Source organism: Actinocorallia sp. A-T 12471, from assembly GCF_033875155.1.
Taxonomy (GTDB): domain Bacteria; phylum Actinomycetota; class Actinomycetes; order Streptosporangiales; family Streptosporangiaceae; genus Actinocorallia.
This window is the reverse complement of record NZ_JAWZTE010000007.1, coordinates 316093-336077: the sequence shown is the minus strand read 5'-3', so window position 1 is coordinate 336077 and position 19985 is coordinate 316093. Positions and strand designations below refer to the sequence as shown.

At 73.6% G+C, this 19985-nt stretch carries 17 protein-coding genes; 14 read left to right on the top strand and 3 right to left on the bottom strand.

From position 1 onward, the window contains the following. Nucleotides 1-22: 22 nt before the first annotated feature. From R9X44_RS21775 to R9X44_RS21765, 3 genes are read left to right on the top strand one after another with little or no spacing between them, the layout of a single operon-like run. Nucleotides 23-538: a (2Fe-2S)-binding protein gene (locus tag R9X44_RS21775; RefSeq protein WP_319816082.1), complete on the top strand. Its 516-nt coding sequence runs from the start codon at nucleotides 23-25 to the stop codon at nucleotides 536-538. Then, a complete protein-coding gene (locus R9X44_RS21770; protein WP_319816081.1) occupies nucleotides 538-1527 on the top strand; it encodes a xanthine dehydrogenase family protein subunit M in 990 nt (329 codons plus the stop codon). Before R9X44_RS21775 ends, R9X44_RS21770 begins: the two co-directional genes overlap by 1 nt. Next, complete coding sequence (locus R9X44_RS21765) at nucleotides 1524-3731, top strand: xanthine dehydrogenase family protein molybdopterin-binding subunit (RefSeq protein ID WP_319816080.1); 2208 nt, start codon at nucleotides 1524-1526, stop codon at nucleotides 3729-3731. The genes R9X44_RS21770 and R9X44_RS21765 overlap by 4 nt, the downstream gene beginning before the upstream one ends. On the opposite strand, the gene R9X44_RS21760 is transcribed toward R9X44_RS21765, so the two are convergent. Next, on the bottom strand, nucleotides 3709-4965 hold the full coding sequence (locus R9X44_RS21760) for an MFS transporter (RefSeq protein WP_319816079.1): 1257 nt from the start codon (nucleotides 4963-4965) through the stop codon (nucleotides 3709-3711). The two genes, R9X44_RS21765 and R9X44_RS21760, sit on opposite strands and share 23 nt — an antisense overlap. Nucleotides 4966-5285: 320 nt before the next feature. On the opposite strand from R9X44_RS21760, the gene R9X44_RS21755 reads away from it, so the two are divergent. The 11 genes from R9X44_RS21755 to R9X44_RS21705 all read left to right on the top strand — a co-directional run bounded on the left by R9X44_RS21755 (nucleotide 5286) and on the right by R9X44_RS21705 (nucleotide 17582). Continuing rightward, complete coding sequence (locus R9X44_RS21755) at nucleotides 5286-6035, top strand: hypothetical protein (RefSeq protein WP_319816078.1); 750 nt, start codon at nucleotides 5286-5288, stop codon at nucleotides 6033-6035. Continuing rightward, a complete protein-coding gene (locus tag R9X44_RS21750; protein ID WP_319816077.1) occupies nucleotides 6032-7402 on the top strand; it encodes a CocE/NonD family hydrolase in 1371 nt (456 codons plus the stop codon). The genes R9X44_RS21755 and R9X44_RS21750 overlap by 4 nt, the downstream gene beginning before the upstream one ends. A 140-nt stretch (nucleotides 7403-7542) precedes the next feature. After that, nucleotides 7543-8937, top strand: coding sequence for a YcaO-like family protein (locus tag R9X44_RS21745; protein WP_319816076.1), 1395 nt, complete (start codon nucleotides 7543-7545; stop codon nucleotides 8935-8937). Next, nucleotides 8934-10388: a YcaO-like family protein gene (locus R9X44_RS21740; protein ID WP_319816075.1), complete on the top strand. Its 1455-nt coding sequence runs from the start codon at nucleotides 8934-8936 to the stop codon at nucleotides 10386-10388. The genes R9X44_RS21745 and R9X44_RS21740 overlap by 4 nt, the downstream gene beginning before the upstream one ends. A 66-nt stretch (nucleotides 10389-10454) precedes the next feature. Beyond that, a complete protein-coding gene (locus R9X44_RS21735; RefSeq protein WP_319816074.1) occupies nucleotides 10455-11402 on the top strand; it encodes an ABC transporter substrate-binding protein in 948 nt (315 codons plus the stop codon). Next, nucleotides 11399-12457, top strand: coding sequence for an iron ABC transporter permease (locus tag R9X44_RS21730; protein WP_319816073.1), 1059 nt, complete (start codon nucleotides 11399-11401; stop codon nucleotides 12455-12457). Before R9X44_RS21735 ends, R9X44_RS21730 begins: the two co-directional genes overlap by 4 nt. Continuing rightward, entirely contained in the window at nucleotides 12454-13230 is a 777-nt protein-coding gene (locus R9X44_RS21725; RefSeq protein ID WP_319816072.1) for an ABC transporter ATP-binding protein, read from the top strand. The genes R9X44_RS21730 and R9X44_RS21725 overlap by 4 nt, the downstream gene beginning before the upstream one ends. Nucleotides 13231-13362: 132 nt before the next feature. Next, entirely contained in the window at nucleotides 13363-13836 is a 474-nt protein-coding gene (locus R9X44_RS21720) for an allene oxide cyclase barrel-like domain-containing protein (RefSeq protein ID WP_319816071.1), read from the top strand. 216 nt (nucleotides 13837-14052) lie between these two features. Further along, nucleotides 14053-15624, top strand: a complete 1572-nt coding sequence (locus R9X44_RS21715; RefSeq protein WP_319816070.1) for an MDR family MFS transporter — start codon at nucleotides 14053-14055, stop codon at nucleotides 15622-15624. Next, nucleotides 15621-16220, top strand: coding sequence for a hypothetical protein (locus R9X44_RS21710; RefSeq protein ID WP_319816069.1), 600 nt, complete (start codon nucleotides 15621-15623; stop codon nucleotides 16218-16220). Before R9X44_RS21715 ends, R9X44_RS21710 begins: the two co-directional genes overlap by 4 nt. A gap of 66 nt (nucleotides 16221-16286) precedes the next feature. After that, nucleotides 16287-17582 carry a hypothetical protein gene (locus R9X44_RS21705; RefSeq protein ID WP_319816068.1) on the top strand — a complete coding sequence of 432 codons (1296 nt, stop codon included), beginning with the start codon at nucleotides 16287-16289 and terminating at the stop codon, nucleotides 17580-17582. Nucleotides 17583-17628: 46 nt separating this feature from the next. Here the strand turns inward: R9X44_RS21705 and R9X44_RS21700 are convergent, their stop codons facing one another. Both R9X44_RS21700 and R9X44_RS21695 read right to left on the bottom strand, forming a co-directional pair. Beyond that, entirely contained in the window at nucleotides 17629-18960 is a 1332-nt protein-coding gene (locus R9X44_RS21700; protein WP_319816067.1) for an FAD-binding oxidoreductase, read from the bottom strand. Nucleotides 18961-19018: 58 nt separating this feature from the next. Continuing rightward, on the bottom strand, nucleotides 19019-19915 hold the full coding sequence (locus R9X44_RS21695) for a PaaX family transcriptional regulator C-terminal domain-containing protein (protein WP_319816066.1): 897 nt from the start codon (nucleotides 19913-19915) through the stop codon (nucleotides 19019-19021). Nucleotides 19916-19985: the final 70 nt, after the last annotated feature.

The following is a 19985-nucleotide window of genomic DNA, read 5'->3' as shown; positions in this document are numbered from 1 at the left end:
GGGCGGGAGGAGCCTCCGGACCATGGACAGAACTGAGACCGGCGCCTGGACGGCGACCCCGGGGACGGCTCCCCGGGAGGTGGAGACGGCGCTCACGGTCAACGGGGTCACGCGTTCGGTACGGCTCGACACGCGCGTCACGCTGCTCGACGCGCTGCGCGACCACCTGGGGTTGACGGGGGCCAAGAAGGGCTGCGACCAGGGGGCCTGCGGGGCCTGCACGGTGCTCGTGGACGGGAAACGCGTCGTGTCGTGCCTGATGCTCGCCGCCCAGTGCGACGGACGCGAGGTCACCACGGTCGAGGGGCTGGGGGAGGGCGGGGAGGCGCACCCGGTGCAGGACGCGTTCGCCAGGCACGACGCGTTCCAGTGCGGGTACTGCACACCGGGCCAGATCATGTCGGCGGTCGCGCTGCTCGCCGAGGGCAGGGCGGGGTCGCGCGCGGAGATCGCCGAGTACATGAGCGGGAACCTGTGCCGCTGCGGGGCCTACCAGAACATCAGATCGGCCGTCGCCGACGTGGCGGGAGGCGGGTGATGCGTCCGTTCGAGTACCTGCGCGCCGACGACGCCACCCAGGCCGTCACCGTCGTCACGATCGACCCGCGCGCGGCGTTCCTCGCGGGCGGCACCACCCAGGTCGACCTGATGAAGGACGGCGTCGCCGCGCCCACCCGGCTCGTCGACATCACCCGGCTGCCGCTCGGCGGCGTCTCGCACGAGCGCGACGCGGTGCGGGTCGGCGCGCTGACGACGATGGAGGAGCTCGCCGCCGACCCCGTCGTGGCCGAGCGGTTCGCGTTCGTGCGCGAGGCGCTGCTCGCGGGCGCGTCGCCGCAGCTGCGGAACATGGCGACGATCGGCGGGAACCTGCTCCAGCGGACCCGCTGCCGCTACTTCCGCGACCCCGGCGTGGCAGCCTGCGACAAGCGCGACCCGGGATCGGGGTGCGCGGCGATCGAGGGCGTCCAGCGGATGCACGCGATCCTCGGGACGAGCGGGCGGTGCATCGCGTTGCACGCCTCGGACGTCGCGGTGCCGCTCACCGCGCTCGACGCGACGGTCCACGTCCAGGGCGTGGCGGGGCCGCGCCTCGTGCGGCTGACCGAGTTCTACCTTCCGCCGGGCGACACCCCGCATCTGGAGAACGTGCTGCGGCAGGGCGAGCTGATCACCGCCGTGGAGATGCCGTTGCCGCCGCCGGGGACCAGGTCGCACTACCTGAAGGTGCGCGACCGGGCGTCGTATGAGTTCGCGCTGACGTCGGCGGCCGTCGCGGTGGAGACCGACGGCGGCGTCATCGTCCGGGCAAGGGTCGCGCTCGGCGGGGTCGGCACGATCCCGTGGCGGGCCTGGGACGCCGAGGACGTCCTGGCCGGGGCGCGTCCCGGCCGCGCGGTGTTCGAACGTGCCGCCGAGGCGGCGCTCGCGGGGGCGCGGCCGCTTCCCGGGACTGCGTTCAAGGTGGAGCTGGCCGAGCGGACCCTCGTGCGGGCCCTGGAGACGGTGACGGAGGACGCGTCATGACCACGACGCCCACGAGGCCGAACGTCGGCCCGCCCCTGGAGCGGGTGGACGCGCCGCAGAAGGTCACCGGCCGCGCGCGGTACCCGAACGACTTCGACCTCCCCGGCATGGTCCACGCCGCCCTTGTCCACGCGACGGTCGCGGCGGGCCGCGTCGCAGGGATCGACGCAGCCGCGGCCGAGCGCGCCTCCGGCGTGCTGACCGTGCTCACGCACCGGAACGCGCCACGCCTCGCCGACGGCCCGACGACGGCGCTGGGCGGCTCGCCGCCCTGGCCGCTGCGCGACGACAGGGTCCTGCACCACGGCCAGCCCGTCGCGGTGGTGGTCGCGGCGAGCCCGGAGGAGGCGCGGTACGCCGCGTCCCTTGTGGAGGTCGAGTACGCGGCAGCCGAACCCGTCCTCGACATGGCCGATCCGCGGGCGACCGTGCTGACCGACCCGTGGGGCATGGACGTGACGCGCGGCGACGTCGCCGCCGGGCTCGCTCAGGCCGACACGGTGGTGGAGGGCGCGTTCACCACCCCGGACAACACCAACAACCCGCTCGGGCTGATGACGACAGTCGCGTACTGGAACGGCGACGCGCTCACCGTCCACGACGCGACGCAGTGGCCGCACGGGGTGCGCAGGACCCTCGCGACGGTGTTCGGGGTGCCGGAGACCGGCATCAGGGTCCTCGCGCCCTATGTCGGCGGCGGGTTCGGCGCGGGACTGCGGGTGTGGCCGCACGTGGTGCTCGCGGTGGCCGCCGCGCGCAGGGTCGGGCTGCCGGTGAAGCTCGAACTGAGCCGCCCCGAGATGTTCACCTCGGTCGGCCACCGCCCGAACACCGTGCAGAAGATCACGCTCGGCGCGACGCGTGACGGCACGCTCGTCGCGATCGACCACGAGAGCGTCGGGTCCGTCGCGATGGAGGACGACGACTTCGAGCCGTCCACCCGGTGTTCGGCGGTCTCCTACGCGTGTCCGAACGTGGTGACGCGCGACCGCCAGGTGCGGCTCAACATCCCGTGCCCGGGCTCGATGCGCGCGCCCGCCGAGGCACAGGGCAACTTCGCGCTCGAATCCGCGATGGACGAGCTCGCCTACGCGCTCGGCATCGACCCGCTCGACCTGCGGCTGAAGAACCTCGCGGAGACCGACCCGGTGTCCGGCATGCCGTGGTCGAGCAACGCGCTGCGCGAGTGCTACACCGAGGGCGCGCGCAGGTTCGGCTGGGCGGACCGCGACCCGCGTCCCGGCGCGATGCGCGACGGCCGCTGGCTCGTCGGCTACGGCCTCGCCGGGGTGTCGTACCCGAACTACCAGGTGCCGTGCCAGGCACGCGCCTCGGTGAGCCGCGACGGGTCGGCGTTCGTGCGCAGCGCCGCGACCGACATAGGCACCGGCACCTACACGGTGATGACGCAGCTGGCCGCCGACCTGCTCGGCCTCGACGTCGCCAAGGTGCGCTTCGACCTCGGCGACTCCGACATGCCGTACGCGCCGCAGGCCGGCGGCTCGGGCCTGACCGGCGCGCTCGGCAACGCCGTCCACTCGGCGTGCCTGCGGCTGGTGCAGGAGTTCTGCGACCTGGTTCGGCACGACGTGTCCTCGCCGCTGCGCGGGGCAGGGCCGGGCGACGTCGCGCTGGCCGCCGGACGGATTCACCTCGTCGGCGACCCGTCGCGCGGTGAGACGTTCGGGGAGATCCTTGAGCGGCACGATCTTGCGGAGCTGGCCGCCGACGGCAGGAGCGTCCCGCCCGACCCCGGGGAGCTGGGGATGGCGACGGCCGGGGCGTTCGGCGCGAAGTTCGTCGAGGTGCGGGTCGATCCCGGGCTCGGCGTGCTGCGGGTCGCGCGCGTGGTGTCGGCGATCGACGGCGGCCGCGTCCTCAACGCGCGGACCGCCGAGAGCCAGATCGTCGGCGGCACGGTCGGCGGCATCGGCCAGGCGATGTTCGAGGACACCGTCACCGACCCCGGCACCGGCCGGATCGCGAACGCGACGTTCGGCGACTACCTCGTCGCGGTCAACGCCGACGTCCCCGACATCGAGGTGGTCTTCGTCGGCGGCCAGGACAGGGCGACCGCGACCGGCACGAAGGGCGTCGGCGAGGTCGGTCTCGTCGGGATCGCGGCGGCCGTCGCCAACGCGGTTCACCACGCGACGGGCCGCCGCGTGCGCGACCTGCCCATCACCATCGACGACCTCCTGTGACGGGCCGCGCGACGCGGCCGACGGACAGCAGCCAGGCGATGCCGGACGCCGCCATGACCGCGCCGAGGAGCACGGGCAGCAGCCGGTGGCCGAGCGCGGTGAGCAGGACGCCGCTGACGGCCGAGGAGACGGTGAGGCTCGCGGTGGCGACGGCGCTCCACAGCGCCATGACGCGCCCGCGCACCGCGTCGGGGGCCTCGGCGAGCAGCGCGGCGACGGCCGTGGGCCCGTAGACGACGTCCGACGCGGCGGCCGCGCCCCACAGCAGCAGGGCGAGGACGGGCAGCGACGGCAGGCCGAGGAGCGCGGTGCAGACCCCCTCGGCCAGGCAGGACAGGCCGACGATCCGCAGCCGGGTGGCGGGCGCGGCGCGTTGCAGGCGGCCGGAGCAGGCCACGAGGACGACCGCGCCGACCGTGCCCTGGACCGCGTAGAACCAGCCGGTTCCGCCGTCGCCGAGATCGTGGACGTGCAGCGCGAGGTACGTCATCGCGGTGACCGTGCCGCCGAGGCCGAGGCAGAACGCCGCCTCGAGCCACAGCAGCGCGGACACCACGCGGCTGTGCCGCGCGGCGGCGAGCCCCTCGCGCAGCGCGGCGAGCCATGTGCCGCGCGCGCCGCCGCCCCGGCGGCTGCCCGAGGTGACCCGCGCGGTGAGGGCGAACGACAGCACGAACGAGGCGGCGTTGACCGCGAACGCCCAGCGCCACCCGGCGATCCCGATGACGGCGGCCCCGGCCAGCCCGCCGACGGCCTGGAACACCATGCCGTTGACCTGCACGGCCGCCGAGTACAGCACGTACTCGTCCGCGCGGACCAGCGACGGCATCCACGCCGCGCGGGCCGCCTGGAAGACATAGCCGACGGACGCCGACAGCAGCGTCAGCGGGTAGACGAGCCAGAGCGTCGCGGGGCCGTCGGCGAGCAGGAACGCCAGCGCGAGGACGGCGAGGACCGCGTCACAGCCGAGCATGACCGCGCGTCTGTCGGCGCGGTCGGCCAGGACGCCGCCCCACGGGCCGACGAGCAGGCCGGGCAGGTAGCGCAGCGCGAGCGTCGCGCCGGCGGCGAGGGGGCCGCCGCCGTGCGCGTAGACCATCGCGAAGACCGCGACGGCGCTGAACCAGCCGCCGCACACGCTGACGAGGTTGCCGAGCCAGAGCAGGCGGAACGCGCGGTTGGCCGACAGCAGTGCGAGGAGCCCGGGGGAGGGCGTTTTGAGGTCCGACTCCATGCCGAGCACTGTAGCGGGATTGACAATCGTTTTCATTATCGTTTTCAATACGGGGGTCCCACTCCGGAGATGACGGACATTCGGGGGGATGCGGTGCTTTGTCCTGTCCGCAGGTACTCGGGAAAGGAGGTGACCGGGATGAAGGTCTCCAAGCTGAAGGTCTCCAAGAGCCGCAGCCAGCTCCACTCCTCGAACCACGCCACGGCGCGGTCCTCGGCCATCGCGTGGCGATAGCCGTGAGTGAGTGAGCGAAGGCCGGGTGCGGGCGTGTCGGTAGCGCGCCCGCACCCGGTCCGACCAGCGTAAGGACTGAGGACGGTATGCGTGAGAGCAGATGGGCGGGCGGTGTGTCGCTCGTCCCCGACGGCGCGGGGTGGCTTGTGCACACCCCGGCCGAGGAGTTCCTGACCGTCGAGGCCGAGCCCGGCACGTCCGTCGACCTGACCTCGCCCGAGCTGCGCGACGCGTTCGCCGCCGAGGGCGTCGTGCTCGCGGAGCCCGTGAAGCCCGGTGCCGTCGGGCTTGCGGGCGACGGGACCGCCGCTGCGGCGGTGGCGAGGCTGCTCGCCGAGTCGGGCTTTGCGGTGCTGCGCGGGACAGAAGAGGAGTTGCTGGGACATGGCCCGGTGGCCGTCGTTTCCGCCGCCGACCGGCTGCCTGACCGGCGCTGGAGCGAGGTGGAACCCCTGATCCAGGCGGCGGGGACGCCGTGGCATCGCATTCACGCCGAGGGACGCCGCTGGTACGCGGGACCGTTCTGGACGGGGCCCGGGACCAGCGGGCATGGCGACACGCGCATCCGACGGCTCGCGGCGAGCCCGTGGCCGGAGCGGCTGGCGCAGTACTGGACCTGGCTTGACGAGGGCGGGACGCCGGAACCGGATGCGGCGGCCGCGCTGGGGGCGGCGGTCGTCGCGGCGTTCGTCGTCGCCGACCTGCGCGCGCTCGCCGATGGGTGCACGCCGACCGGGACCGACTTCCAGGTGGGCGTCGACCTCGCGGATGGGGTCGTCCGGCGGCACCCGGTGCTGCCGGTCCCGCGCGGGCTGATGCGGGAGACGCCGGCGTGAGCGTGCGGCTCGTGCCCGATGTGGCGGTTCCGATGGCCGACGGCGTCGCACTCGTCGGCGACCTCTTCCTCCCGGGCGGCGGCCCCGCCCCCTGCGTCGTCGTGCGCACGCCGTACGGGACGCCCGGCCTGTGGCCCGAGGCGCTGGCGTTCGCCGAGGCCGGGGTCGCCGCCTTCGTCCAGGACGTGCGCGGCAGACACCGTTCCGACGGCGTGTTCGTCGCGGGCGCGGACGAGACCACCGACGGCCTCGCCACCCTCGACTGGATCGTCACGAACCCCTGGTCCGACGGCCGCGTCCTGCTGTCCGGCCTCGCCTACGAGTCCTACACGGCATGGCACGCCTCAGCCCACCCGTCCGTCATCGCGGTGGCCTCCCGCCAGCCCTGGCCCCCCGACCCCCACGCCCTCGACGACGCCCTCTGGTGGCGCACCGACATGGCCACCGGCCGCACCCTCCGCCCCGGCCTCCACGCCCTCCTCCACTCCCTCACCCCCCTCCCCGCTCCGCGCACCGCTCAGCTTGTCGGCGCGGACGTGACCGAAGGGGAGGCCGAGGGAGAGAGGGCCGCCTGGGCGGAGCAGGGACGTGCGGTGCTGGCGGCGGTGAAGGCCGTGCGGTGTCCGACGCTGCACGTGGGCAGCTGGTACTGCGGGTCGGCCGCCGCGTCGCTGCGGCACGCACGGGCGACGGGCGGGACCGCGGTGATGGGCGGCTGGGTCTCCGCCCTCACCCACCGCCTCCAGGACGAGTGCGCGATCAAGCTGCCCGACGGCCCCGACCCCGCCGACCTGATGGCCGACTGGCTCCTCGCGATCGCGCACGCAAAGCCATGGTCGACCGAGACCCGCTGCCTCTTCCTCGGCGACGGATGGCGCGATGGCGATCCCGTCCCGGCTTCGCACCCCACCTACCGCGCGCTGGAAACCCCGGGCCGGACAACGCTGCACCACGACCCCGCGCACCCCGTACCCGCGCTCCCGCACTCGGCGGACCTCGGCCCTCCGGAGACCCGCCCCGACATGCTCGCCTTCGCCCATCCCGGCCCGCTCACCTGGCACGGCCGCGCCACCCTCACCGCCGACGTCACCCCCGCGCACAACGCGGAACTGGTCCTCACCCTCAGCCACGCGCGCCCCGACGGCGTCCGCACCCGCCTCACCGACGCCGTCACCCCGATCCCACCGAACGGCGGCCGCATCACCCTCCGCACCGCCCCCACCGCCGTCCACCTGCCCCCGGCCGACACCCTCCACATCGAACTGACCCTCGGCCGACCCCCACGCCACCCCACCCCCACCACACCGACCACCCTGCGCCTCACCCCCGGCCCCCTGCTCCTACCCGAGCCGAAGACCCCCTCCTGATCGCACCCGGCCCCGCCCCGATCACCGCGCGCGTCGCGCCCGGACCGCCGGAGGACCCTCGTGATCGGGCCGACCGCCGCGCCGATCACCGCGTGCGGCGTGCCGGGACCGTTGCTGCCGCCTGAGCTGAAGGACCCCCTGTGAACACCGAACTTCTTGTGGACGAGCGCACCGGCGTGATCGCGCGGCTCTTCGCGGCCGAGCCTGAACCATGGTGGCCGCCCGGTTTGAGCGTGAGCGCGACGCATGTCGGTGATCTCGCGGCGCTGCTTCCGTGGCCCGCCGACCGGGTTTCCACCGGGACTGCCTTCGCGGACCCGGGGCGGGCGCGTCGTGCGGCGGTCGGGGAGGCGGTCGAGCGTTACTGCGGCAACTTCGTGCCCGACGATCTTGTGCGCGCCTCGTATCGGGAACTCGACAGAGCGGGACAGAGTGCGCTTGACCCGGCGGATCTCGCGCTCTACTCCGAGGCTCAGTACGCGGAACCCGGCTGCCCTTTTGTCCCCTTTGCCGGGGATCTTGCGGTGCTCTGGGCGCGGGGGGTGCGGCTGCCGTCCGGGGAGCCCGCGCTGGTGCCCGCCTCGCTGGTCTATGTGAACTATTACCTGCCGCCGCGTGCCGGGGAGCCCGTGACGAACTTCGTCAACCTCGCGGGGATCGCGGCGGGGGCGGACGACAGGGCCGCAAGGACCGCGGCGCTCGAGGAGGTCATCGAGCGGGACGCGACGGTCGTCTGGTGGGCCAACCGGCTGCCCGCGCGGCCCGTGGACGTCGCCCACCCGAGGCTCGCGCCCCACCTCACCCCGGACCCCGAACGCGGGCCCGGATGGGCCGCCGCGACGGGGACGTCAAGCGGCTGCCGGTACCGGGTCGTCGCCCTGCCGACGGTCTTCGACGTCGCCGTGCTCGGCGTCCTCCTCGACGACCCCGACCTCAAGCTGACGGTGTTCGGCGTCGCGGCACGGCCCGACCCGGCCGACGCGGTGCTGAAGGCGCTCGCCGAGGCGGTCACCCTGCGCCGCTACGCCCTCGGCCTCCTCGACGCCGACGGCGACATCTGGACGTCGGCGCGCGAGGGCACCATCCCGATCGAGTTCTTCCACCCGCACCGCGCCGACCGCCGCTACCTCGACTCCTACCGGCCCGACTTCCGTGACGTCGCCGACCTGTCGTGCCACAGCCAGATCTGGCTCGACCCGAGGCTGCGCGCCGAGCTCGCCCCGATCACCCGGTCCGATCAGGTCATCTCCCTCGACGCCCTCCCGCGCATCGACGGCGCCGTGTACGAGGCGTATCTGGCCCGGCTCGACAAGGCAGGACTGACCGCCTACGCCGTCGACGTCACCACGTCCGACGTGGCCACGGCCGGTGTCCGCGTCGCGCGCGTCGTCGTGCCCGGGGCCTACTCGAACGCACCCGCCGCGTTCCCGTTCCTCGGCGGCTCCCGGCTGCGGACCGATCCGGTCACCCTCGGCCTGCGCGAGGCCCCGACCCGGGACGCCGACCTCAACCTCGTCCCGCTCCCGCACACGTGAGCGCCCTCGACCCACGGACGGGCATCGTCACCCGACTCGACCACGGGACGTCGCACGCCGTGCTGCACACCGCGACGGCCGACCTCGCCGCGACCGACGGCCACGCCCTGCCGCTCGGCAACCAGGTCGTCGGCGGCACCTCCTGGACGTCCCCGGAACGCGCCGCGCAGCGCGCGCTGGGCGAGGCGGTCGAACGCTACGCGGGCCACCTCATCGACCCGCGCCGCCTCCGCCGCGCGACCGCCGCCGCCCTCGGCCCGTCCGCAGTCCCCCTCGACGCCTTCGCCCTCTACCGCCCCGACCAGCTCACCCGCCCCGGCTTCCCCTTCACCGGCTTCGACCCCATCGCCGAACGCCTCTGGATCCAATCCACCCACCCCACCCCGCTCTGGCTCCCCGCCTCCCTGACCTGGCTCCCCCCAGGCCCCCACACCCAGGAGTTCCCGTCCTCGCGCGCGGGCTCTCGAACGCCGGAAGGTCCCAGCCCCCACACCCAGGAGTTCCCTTCCTCACGCGCGGGTTCTCGAACGCCGGAAGGTCCCGGCCCCCACGCGGGGGAGTTCTCGTCCTCGCGCGCGGGTTCTTCAAGGCCCGGAGGTCCCGGCTCGCGCGCGCGGGGGTCGGCGGACGCGTCGGGTGGGGTCGTGCATCTGCCGGTCGGGGCGGGGATCGCGGCGGGGCCGACGTTCGCCCAGGCGCGGGAGAGCGCGCTGGCCGAGGTGGTGGAGCGGCACGCGCTGGCCACGGCCTGGTATCGGGGGGACAGGTTTCCTGAGCTGCCGCGGCAGGCGGTGCCCGAGCCCGTCGGGGCCGAGCTGACCTGGTACGCGGTCCCGAACCTGCTCGGCGCGCCCGTCGTCGCGTGCGCGGCGCGGTCCGCGGCCGGGATCGCGCTGGGCTGCGCGCTCACCCCCGGCGCGGCCGACCCCGTCGCGACGTCGGCCCGCAAGGCCGCCGCCGAGGCGCTCCTCTCCCTCGACGCGATCGCCGCGGTCGCCGACGGCGTCCCCGAGTGGTCGGCGGTACTCCACCCCGTCCGGGCCGACCGCCGCTACGCCGACTCCTACCGCCCCGACCTCTCCGACGCGACCGACCTCGTCTGCACCCTCCAACTCCTCGCCGACCCCCGCATGACCGACGCCATCGCCACCCGTCTCGCCAAGGGCGACGACCGGAACACCCGGCATCCCGACCCGGCCCCGCACTGGCCGCCGCCCGGCGATCGAGGCGGGTGGCGTCCCGACCCGGTCGATCTCGACTCGGCGTCGCGGGCGGTGGGGCTGACGCCGTTGACCGTGGACCTCAGTCCGGCCGATCTGCCCGGCTGGTGCTGTGCGCGGGTGCTCGTGCCGGGTCTGCGGTCGGTCGGCCCCGCCGCGTTCCCCTTTCTCGGCGACGGGGTCGAGCCGCTGCCGCCCGGCCCGCCGAGCCTTCCCCTTCCCCACGTTTGACCCGTCCGGGTCCGCACCCCCCGTCGCGGCGTGAAATGACGCGCCGCGTCCAGGAAAGGAACATCTGTGTTGAGAAGAGTCGCGTCAGTCGTGCTGGCGCTCGGTCTGTCGCTCACCGCGTGCGCGGAAGGCGGGGAGGTGAAGGAGGCGGTCGACGCGGCGAAGGCCGTCGAGGTCGACAACTGCGGCGCAGCCTACACGTTCGCCGCGCCGCCCGAGCGGGTCGTCACGTCGAGCACCGTCGCGACCGAGGTGATCCTCGCGCTCGGCCTCAAGGACAGGCTGGCGGGCACGGTCGCCGCCAAGGACATCGTGCCCGAGTACGCCGACGGCCTCACCGGCGTGAAGGTGATCGCCGAGCAGGCGTTCCCGCCGCCGTCCAAGGAGGTCGTGTACTCGGTCAACCCCGACCTCGTCGTCAGCGGCTACCCCGACGACTACGGCGACAAGGCGATGGGTGACCGCGCGGTACTCCAGCGGGAGGGCGTCAACACGTTCCTGCTGTCGGCGAACTGTCCCGGACACAAGGCGAACGTCGATGACGTCCACGCCGACATCGCCGCCCTCGGCGAGATCTTCGGCGTCCAGGACCGGGCAGCCGAACTCGTCGCGAAGCTGAAGCGCGACAACGCGGCGGTGACCCCCGCCCAGAACGCGCCCAAGGTCTTCGACTACGCGGGCGGCAAGGACAAGCCCGCCACGGCAGGCTCATCCGCCCTGATAGACGACCTCATCAAGCGCGCGGGCGGCACCAACATCTTCCCCGAGGTCACCTCCTACAAGCAGGTGAGCTGGGAGGAGGTCGTCAAGCGGAACCCCGACGTGATCGTGGTCGAGGACCAGGCGTTCGAGCCCGCCGACGCCGCCATCGCGTTCATGAAGGCGTTCGGCCCGCTCAAGAACATCACCGCCGTGAAGGAAGACCGTTTTGTGGTGATCCCCGTCAACGACACCCAGCCCGGCGTCCGCAGCGCACGCGCGCTAACGACGCTCGCGGAGGGCTTCGGCGCGTGACGGTCCGGACCATCCCCGTGGGGCGCGGCAGCCCCACGGGGTTCCTCACCCTCGCCGGCCTCGTGCTCGTGCTCCCGGTCTCGCTCGTCGCGGCGGTCGGGCTCGGGCCCGTGGCCATCCCGTTCGGCGACGTCGCCCGCGTCATCGGCCACCACTACGCGCCCTTCCTCGTGGCGGAGGGCCCGACGGGACCCGCCGCGGTGATCGTCCTCGACCTGCGGCTGCCGCGCGTGATCCTCGGCGCGGCCGTCGGCGCGGGACTCGCCGCCGTGGGCGCGGTGCTCCAGGCCGTCCTGCGCAACCCGCTCGCCGACCCGTACCTGCTCGGCGCGAGCTCGGGCGCGTCGTTCGGCGCGGTATGCGTGCTCATCGTCGGGTTCGCCCCGCTCGGTGTGCTCTCGCTGCCGGTCGCCGCCTTCGCCGGGGCGATCGGCGCGTTCACGCTCGTCATGCTGCTCGCCGGGGGGAGCGGACGGCTCGCGCCGACCCGGCTGATCCTCGCCGGGGTCGCGGTGTCGGCGCTCATGGAGGCGGTCACCCACTACCTCGTGCTCACCTCGCCCGACAAGGAGGTGCGCTCGGCGCTGTTCTGGACGCTCGGCGGCCTCGGCGGCGCCCAGTGGCGTGACGTCGGCGTCCCCGTCCTCGTCGTCCTCGCCGGAACCTGCTGGTTCTGGGCGAACGCCGCACGGCTGAACGGGCTCGTCCTCGGCGACGAGGGCGCGACGAGCCTCGGCGTCGAGGTCGACGTGCTGCGGCGGCGCATGGTCGTCGGATGCGCGCTCGTCGTCGGCGCTGTCGTCGCGGTGAGCGGCGGCATCGGGTTCGTCGCGCTGATGGTCCCGCACGCGGTGCGCCTCGCGGTCGGCGGCGACAACCGTCACGTCGTCCCGCTCAGCGCGCTCACCGGCGCGGTCCTCCTGGTCTGGGTCGACGTCGGCGCACGCACCCTCCAGAAGCCCGACGAAATTCCCGTCGGCGTGCTCACCGCGCTGGTCGGGGTGCCGTTCTTCCTCGCGCTGCTGCGCCGCGCCGACCGGGGGGACCTGCCGTGAAGCCCGCAGGAATCAGGCTTGACGCGGTCTGCTGGGCTCCGGCCGGGCTCCGCGACGTGAGCTTCGACGTCGCGCCCGGCGAGGTGGTCGGGCTGCTCGGCCCGAACGGCAGCGGCAAGTCGAGCCTGCTGCGCTGCGTCTACCGACGGGTCAGGCCCGACTCGGGCGCGGTCCTGCTCGACGGGACCGACGTCTGGCGCGTCCCGGCGCGGGAGGCCGCCCGGCACGTCGCCGCGGTCACCCAGGACGCGCCCGCCGACCCCGACACGACGGCCGAGCAGACCGTCGCCCTGGGCCGCCTGCCCTACCTCGGCGCGCTCGGCCGCATGTCCCGCGACGACCGCCGCGTCGTCCACGACGCGATGGAACGCTGCGACGTCGGCGCGCTCGCCCGCCGCCGCATGGCGACGCTCTCGGGCGGCGAACGCCAGCGCGTCAACCTTGCCCGCGCGCTCGCCCAACGGCCACGCCTGCTCGTCCTCGACGAGCCCACCAACCACCTCGACCTCCACCACCAGGTCGCCCTCTTCGGCCTCCTCGCCGTCCTGGACACCACTGTCCTGATCGCCCTGCACGACCTCCGCCTGGCCGCCGCGGCCTGCGACCGCGTCGCGGTCCTGCGCGACGGCGTCCTGGCCGCCGAGGGACCCCCGGGAACCGTCCTCACCCCGGCCCTGCTCGCCGACGTCTACCGCGTCACCGCCGACGTCGCCACGACCCCCTCCGGAGCCCTCTCGATCGACCTTCCGATCCCCAGACGCCCTATGCCGTAAGGCTTTGCGGCCTGGTGATCCCGTCCAGCGGAACGTCCGGATTGTGGCTGGGAAGACGAATGCGCATCCTGAGGTCGCTGCGCGGCACAAGTTCCACGGTTCCACCCACCCCCCGAGACGAAAAGCAGGGACATGCAGAAGATCGGCAGTGTTCTGGTGGCGGCCGCGGCCGTCACCGCGGCGTTGGGCTTCAGCGCCACATCGGCCAGCGCGGGCAGCCGCGTCTACTACGAGACGGTCGGCGAGGGCGACGTCGAGTTCATCCCGGCCTGTATCCCCGGCCCGCAGAACCCCGGCTGCGACCCGCGCGGTGCGGGAAGCGTGTTCATCTCCTGGGGCGACCTGTCCTACACCCAGGGCGGGGCCGCCGTCGGCACCGTCAGGACCGAGTGCACCACCACCCACAAGGTCGGCGACGACTACTGGGGCTTCTGCCAGGACGACCTGGTGACGCCCGAAGGCAACTTCACCGCCATCGGCCTGATCAACGAGACCGGCCTCGAGCGGTACGAGCCGCAGACGCTGTTCATCGCCGGTCCTCCCGGAGGCAGCCTCGAGGTCCAGCAGATCGTCTACCCGAACGTCTTCAAGCTCACCGTCAACTAGACGCCACGGCGTCCCCGACGACCGCCCCCGTCCCGGCCACCCCGGGACGGGGGCGGTCCCGTTTCCCCGGTCGCGCGCCGCCCGGAGAGCCCGCCCGACAAGGCACGCCGTGCCCGTATCGGTGGCCGGAATGTTCGCGGTGACAGCGGCTCCGGGCTCCCACAGGATGCCCGTGACTCGGGGGTTTCGACTATCGGAAGGGAAGGTGAGATCGGGATGGCCGCAGTCGAATCAGGACAGGCGTTGAGCCGTCGCGACATCCTCCTCGCGTTCGCAGGTCTGCTCCTCGGCCTCCTGCTCGTCGCCCTCGACTCCGTCACCGTGGCCAACGCGCTGCCGGCGATGATCGGCGAGCTGCAGGGCCTCAGCCTGCTGTCGTGGGTGATCGTGGCGAACCTGCTCGGCGCGACGGTCGGCGTGCCGCTGTTCGGCAAGCTGAGCGACATGTACGGCCGACGGCCTCTGCTCGTCGTCGCCGTCGTGTTCTTCGTCGCGGGGTCGCTGGTGTGCGGGCTCGCGCAGAGCATGGAGACGCTGATCGTGGGCCGGGCCGTCCAGGGCGTCGGCGGCGGCGGCATCACCGCGATGGCGATCACCATCGTGGGCGACATGGTGCCGCCGCGCTCGCGCGCCCGCTACCAGGGCTACCTGGGCGCGGAGTACGCGGTCGCGACGATCGTCGGCCCGTTCGTCGGCGGGTTCCTGACGGACACGCTCAGCTGGCGCTGGGTGTTCCTCATCAACCTGCCGCTCGGCCTGCTCGCGCTCGCCGTCGTCGCGCTCGTGCTGAAGCTGCCGCCGCAGCGGGTGCGCCGCGTGATCGACTGGCCGGGCATCGCGCTGCTGCTCAGCGGGCTCACCTGCCTGCTGCTCATGGCGTCGTGGGGCGGCCAGCAGTACCCGTGGACGTCCGGGACCGTGCTCGGGCTCGGCTTCGCGGGCGTCGTCCTGCTCGCGGCGTTCGTCGCGGTGGAGCGGCGCGCGCCCGAGCCGATCGTGCCGCTCGTGCTGTTCACCGGCGGGGTCACCCGGGTGGCGCTGGTGCTGATCCTGCTGGTCGGCGTCGTCAACTTCACCGCCGTGTCGTACCTGCCGACGTTCCTCCAGATCGGCCTCGGCGTCAGCGCGACGAACTCGGGCGTGCTGCTGTTCCCGCTGATGGGCGGGCTGATCGTGACGTCGATCGTGTCCGGGCACGTCATCTCGCGGACCGGCCGCTACCGCTGGTGGCCGATCGGCGGCGCGGTCGGGATCACCCTCGGGCTGTTCCTGCTGTCCCGGATGGACGCCGACACGAGCCCCGCGCTCGCCGCGGTGTACATGGGCGTGGTCGGCCTCGGCGTCGGCTGCATGGCGTCGCTGACGGTCATCGTGCAGAACAGCGTCCCCAGGGCCGACCTCGGCAGCGCCACCGCCTCGGCAGGGCTGTTCCGGGCGCTCGGCGGCGCGGCGGGCGTCGCGGTGTTCGGCGCGGTCTTCACCAGCAGGCTGCAGAGCTCGCTCACCGAGTACGTCCCGGCGGGCGCGCTGCCGCCCGGGGTGGACATCGGGTTCCTCCAGCGCAGCCCTGAGGCGCTCAAGGCGCTGCCGCCGCAGGTGCAGGAGGGCATCGCGAAGACCTACGCGCACGCCATCACCACGACGTTCTTCGTCGCGGTGGCCATCGGTTTGGCGTGCCTCGTCGCGGCGTTCCTGTTGCGGGAGACGCCGATCACCGACCCCGCCGACCCCACTGACACCACTGATCCTTCGGAAGACCACCCAGAGAAGAAGGAGACCGTCGAATGAAACGCAGTCCCCGGTACCGGCTGCTCGGCATCTTCGCCGCGCTGCTGACCGCCCTGGCGTCCCTGGTCGCCGTGTCCGCGACGCCCGCGTTCGCCTGCCCGCCCGGCGCGCCGTCGTGCGTGTACGACGAGCACCGCGACGCCTGGTTCGGCGGCTACGTCGTCGACCACTTCGCCCAGATCCCCGCGCCGATGGGCTCGGGCCCGTCCGGTCCCGAGCCCGAGCGCCCCGACCAGACCATCTACCTGGTCGGCAACGTGACCGCCACGCCGTTCGCGCCCGGCCTGCCGATCCCCGGCGTCGGCTACATGCCCGACCACGACCACGTGTGGTCGACCTGGCCGACCGGAATAGTCGACGGCTACGGCCAGATGGTGATCCCCGGCCCGAACGCCACGGCCGCCAACGTCAAGACCCGGCCGATGCCCGAGGGCAGCCTCGCGGGCGCGCCCCTGGCGTACTCGATCAAGCTCGGCTTCACCTGGTTCGACCTCACCAGCTCCCAGGTCATCGAGCTCGGCCTGGCCGGCGGCCAGCTCGCCACGTTCGACATCGGGTGGGGCGGCGTCGGCTGGATCGAGCACAAGCACCACTGACCCGCACCGCAGTGATCCGGCCGGGGCGCGCGGCGTCCCGGCCGGGACCGTAGACGAAGGAGTGGCATGGAGACCACCACCGCATGGCACCTCGGCCTGCCGGTGACGCTTGAGCCCGCCGACGGCGACGCCGCGGGCCCGCACGAGACGGTCGGCCTGTACGAGACAGGGGACCGGCTGCTGCTCGCGGGGCTGCCCGGCGAGGGCGAGACCGCCGACCTGCGCCGGTTCCGGGTCCGCGCGGCGGCCGCCGACGACCTCGTGTCGGTCGAGGACGACGGCCTGGCCACCGCGATCCGGATGGGCAAGATCATGGTCCCGCTGTACAACCACGCGGTCGTGGAGTACGGCGTGCGGGCCGGGCTGCTCGCGCTCGACCCGGCGGGCGGCGACGCCGCGCGGGTGCGCACGTCGGCGCGCTTCCGGACGGCGTCGCGGGTCGGTCCCGCCCCGGACGCGGGCGACGGTCCCGCGCCGGGGGAGCGGGCCATCTACGGGTGGTACCTGGGGATGCCGCTGGTCCACCACATCGTCCTGCCCGAGTACTACGGCGGGACCGGCCCGTCGGAGCCGTCGCCGGAGCTGCCGTCGCTGCGCACCTACATCACGGGCACCGTCGAGCACCAGGCGCTCAGCTCGCCGGTCCGGCAGGTACCGACGGCCGACGGGGTCAAGACCCTCATCTCCCACCAGAACACCACGGACATCCATCCGGGGGACATGCCGCACAACAGCTTCGGGTTCTTCGTGCTGCGCGGCCCGAAGGGCGACGACGGCAACGTCAGGGTCGACCCGTGCCCGCCCGACAGCATCCCGGCCGACCCGCTCGCCCACCAGATCAGGATCGGCGACGCGTGGGTGCGGCTCAACCACCACCTCGTCATCGAGTACGGCGTGGAGACCGGGCTTTTGCGGCTCGAACCGCTGGAGTTCGGCGGGATCATGACGACGCGGTTCCCCGACGTCACCCAGATGGCCGTGGAGATCGAGCCGACCGGCGTGGTCCCGCTGGGGGAGATGGCGCGGCTCACCGTCGGGACGATGAACCTGCAGAAGATGGCGCGCGGCAACAGCCCGGTGGACCCGGCGGCGCGGCACGTCCGGGTGTCGTGCAGGTCGTTCGCGTTCGAGCCCGCCGAGATCAGGGCGCGCGTCGGCGAGCCCCTGGCGATCGAGCTGACCTGCGAGGACAACCCGCACAACTTCACCATCGACGAGTTCGCCGGGTTCGTCCAGACCGGCGTGGAAGAAGCGGCGGTGGGCGGGTTCATCCCGGACCGTACCGGGACGTTCGAGTTCTACTGCTCCGACACGATCCACCGCGCGGTCGGCATGACCGGCCGGCTCGTCGTGGAGGACTAGCGGGCGGCCGGTCGGGGGACCGGCCGCCTTCGCTCACCGCGCTCGCTCAGGGCGTGAGCAGCGGGGACGGGAAGACCCCCTCGGGGTCGTAGGCCGCGCGTACCGCGTCCAGCCTTGCGAGCGCATCCGGCGAGTAGGCCGTGCGCGCGCGGGTGACGTCCTCGCCCACCCCGAGGTGGTTGACGTCGGGGCCGCCCGCCGACAGCCGCCGCAGCCCCTCCCAAGCCTCGGTCATCCAGGCCCGCTCGGCCTTGCCCTCGCCCTCGGCCCAGTTGGCGATGACCTCCACGAGGAAGCCCGCGGCGCGGAACGAGAACGGGGTGTCCGGCGCGTCAGGCGCGGCGATCGCGCCGCCCAGCGGCCGGAACAGCACATTGCTCAGCGGCGACGGCAGCCGCCCGGCCATGCCGACGGCGTGCTCGATCGCGGCCGCGTCAAGGCCGGTGAGCCATTCGGAGCGGACGTCCCAGCGCAGCCCCTCGGGCGCGGCCCCGTCGCTGGCGGTCTGGAACGCGGCGAACGGCGACGGCCCGACGGTGTCGATCTCCGCCCCGACCACCCGCCTGACCTCCTCGACCAGCGCGGCGTCCGGACCCGTCGAAAGCACCGGCACCAGCATCACCGGACGGCCGCGCAGCGACGGCGGCAGCGCGGGGTCGGGCGGCGCGCAGGTCAGCACGGCCGCCCAGGTGAACGTGGCGGGCGCGGCGGCGGTGACCTCGAGCAGCCGGGTCAGCACCCGGGCCGAGCCGTCGAGCGGCCTGATGAGCGTGCCAGCGACGGGCGTCGGCAGCGGATGCGTCAGCGCCCGGAACTCGGTGACGACGCAGAACCCGCCGCCCCCGCCGCGCAGCGCCCAGAACAGCTCGGGGTGCTCCTCGGCGCTGACGCGCAGGGTCTCCCCGGCCGCGGTCACGACGGTCGCGCCGACCAGGTTGTCGCCGGTGAGCCCGTGCCGGCGGCCGAGCCAGCCGAGCCCGGTGCCCAGCGAGAACCCCGCGACGCCGACCTTGGACACCGACCCGCCCGGCGTGATCAGGCCCTCCGGCGCGAGCGCGGCGTCCACGTCGCCCCAGCGCAGTCCCGCGCCGAGCCCGACGCGGCCGGGCTCGATCCGCACCCCGCGCAGGCCGCGCGCGTCGATCAGCAGCCCGCCGTCGGTGAGGGAGAACCCCGCGAAGTTGTGCCCGCCCGACCTGACGGAAAGGGCAAGCCCCTCCTCCCGGGCGTAACGGATGGCCCGTGCAACGTCCAGCTCGGAGGCGCAGCGGGCGATGAGGCGCGGCCGTCCCTCGTGGACGCGGTTCCACAGGACCCGCCCGCTCTCGTACTCGGCGTCTTGCGGCCTGACCAGCAGGCCCTCGAATCCTTGGATCACGCGGGCACGCTAGGCGGCCGGGCCGTCCTTGTCGGCCCGTACGGTCCGCTGGACGGACTCAGCCGAGCGCGCACGTCCTGCGCACATGGTCGAGCGCGGCGTCCTCGAGGCTGGTCCGCAGGTCGAAGAACAGGTCGGCGGCGCGGCGGCCCGCCCAGTCGCGCGGCAGCAGCTCGGGCGGCAGGCCGGGGTCGAGGTAGGGGAACTTGCGCCAGTGGTACAGGCACAGCGTGTAGTCGGCGAAGGCTTGCGCGCCCGTCGGGCGGGCGGCGCGCCAGCGTGCGGCGACGGGCTCGCACCACGCGACGAAGTCGGCGTACAGGGTGCCGAGTTCCCGCAGGTCCCAGGCTTGGCCGACGAGCGAGGACAGCTCCTCGAAGCCCGCGTAGTGCGCCTCGAACAGCAGCACGTACCGCTGGTATCCGAGCTCCCTGACGGCCTTCTCCAGCTCGCCCATCATCCGGCGCGGGGCCATCCACAGCCCGTTGCTGAGGTTGCCGAAGCCGAGCCACGACAGCCGGGAGCGCAGCACATGCCGCCGTGACCGCTCCTCCTCCGGGATGGAGAACGACACGAGGACCCAGCCGTCGTGCAGCCGCGCGGGCGAGCGCGGCCCGAAGATCCGCTGGTCGGAGGCGTCGAGTGACATCAGGGCGTGGTCGGTGAGGCGCAGCCCGCGCACCCCGTTGCGGCGCTCGGGGACGAGCAGGTCCTTGCGCCGCATTCGCTGGAGCGCCGAGCGGGTGGCCGCCTCGTCGACGCCGAGCTCCTGCATCAGCTGGACGATCTTGGCGATGGCGAACCAGCCGCCGAGCGGCCGCATGTACGCGCCGCACACGTCCATGATCAGCATCCTGGGCGGCCCGGTGTCGGCGGTGCCGGCCCGCGGGGTGTCGGCCATGGAGGGTGTCGCGCCCGTCCACGTCCCGTCGATTGAGGTGTCGTCCACGGCCATGTGTTCTAGTCTGCCCGCCGCCCACGCCCCCTTCGAACGGTTCGTTCAGCGAGACGGTCTTCTGTCCGGC

Excerpts from the sequence above, each read along its gene's own strand:
- R9X44_RS21775 (WP_319816082.1), top strand. The coding sequence starts at position 23 with ATGGACAGAACTGAGACCGGCGCCTGGACGGCGACCCCGGGGACGGCT.
- R9X44_RS21770 (WP_319816081.1), top strand. The coding sequence starts at position 538 with ATGCGTCCGTTCGAGTACCTGCGCGCCGACGACGCCACCCAGGCCGTC.
- R9X44_RS21765 (WP_319816080.1), top strand. The coding sequence starts at position 1,524 with ATGACCACGACGCCCACGAGGCCGAACGTCGGCCCGCCCCTGGAGCGG.
- R9X44_RS21760 (WP_319816079.1), bottom strand. The coding sequence starts at position 4,965 with ATGGAGTCGGACCTCAAAACGCCCTCCCCCGGGCTCCTCGCACTGCTG.
- R9X44_RS21755 (WP_319816078.1), top strand. The coding sequence starts at position 5,286 with ATGCGTGAGAGCAGATGGGCGGGCGGTGTGTCGCTCGTCCCCGACGGC.
- R9X44_RS21720 (WP_319816071.1), top strand. The coding sequence starts at position 13,363 with ATGCAGAAGATCGGCAGTGTTCTGGTGGCGGCCGCGGCCGTCACCGCG.
- R9X44_RS21715 (WP_319816070.1), top strand. The coding sequence starts at position 14,053 with ATGGCCGCAGTCGAATCAGGACAGGCGTTGAGCCGTCGCGACATCCTC.
- R9X44_RS21710 (WP_319816069.1), top strand. The coding sequence starts at position 15,621 with ATGAAACGCAGTCCCCGGTACCGGCTGCTCGGCATCTTCGCCGCGCTG.
- R9X44_RS21705 (WP_319816068.1), top strand. The coding sequence starts at position 16,287 with ATGGAGACCACCACCGCATGGCACCTCGGCCTGCCGGTGACGCTTGAG.
- R9X44_RS21695 (WP_319816066.1), bottom strand. The coding sequence starts at position 19,915 with ATGGCCGTGGACGACACCTCAATCGACGGGACGTGGACGGGCGCGACA.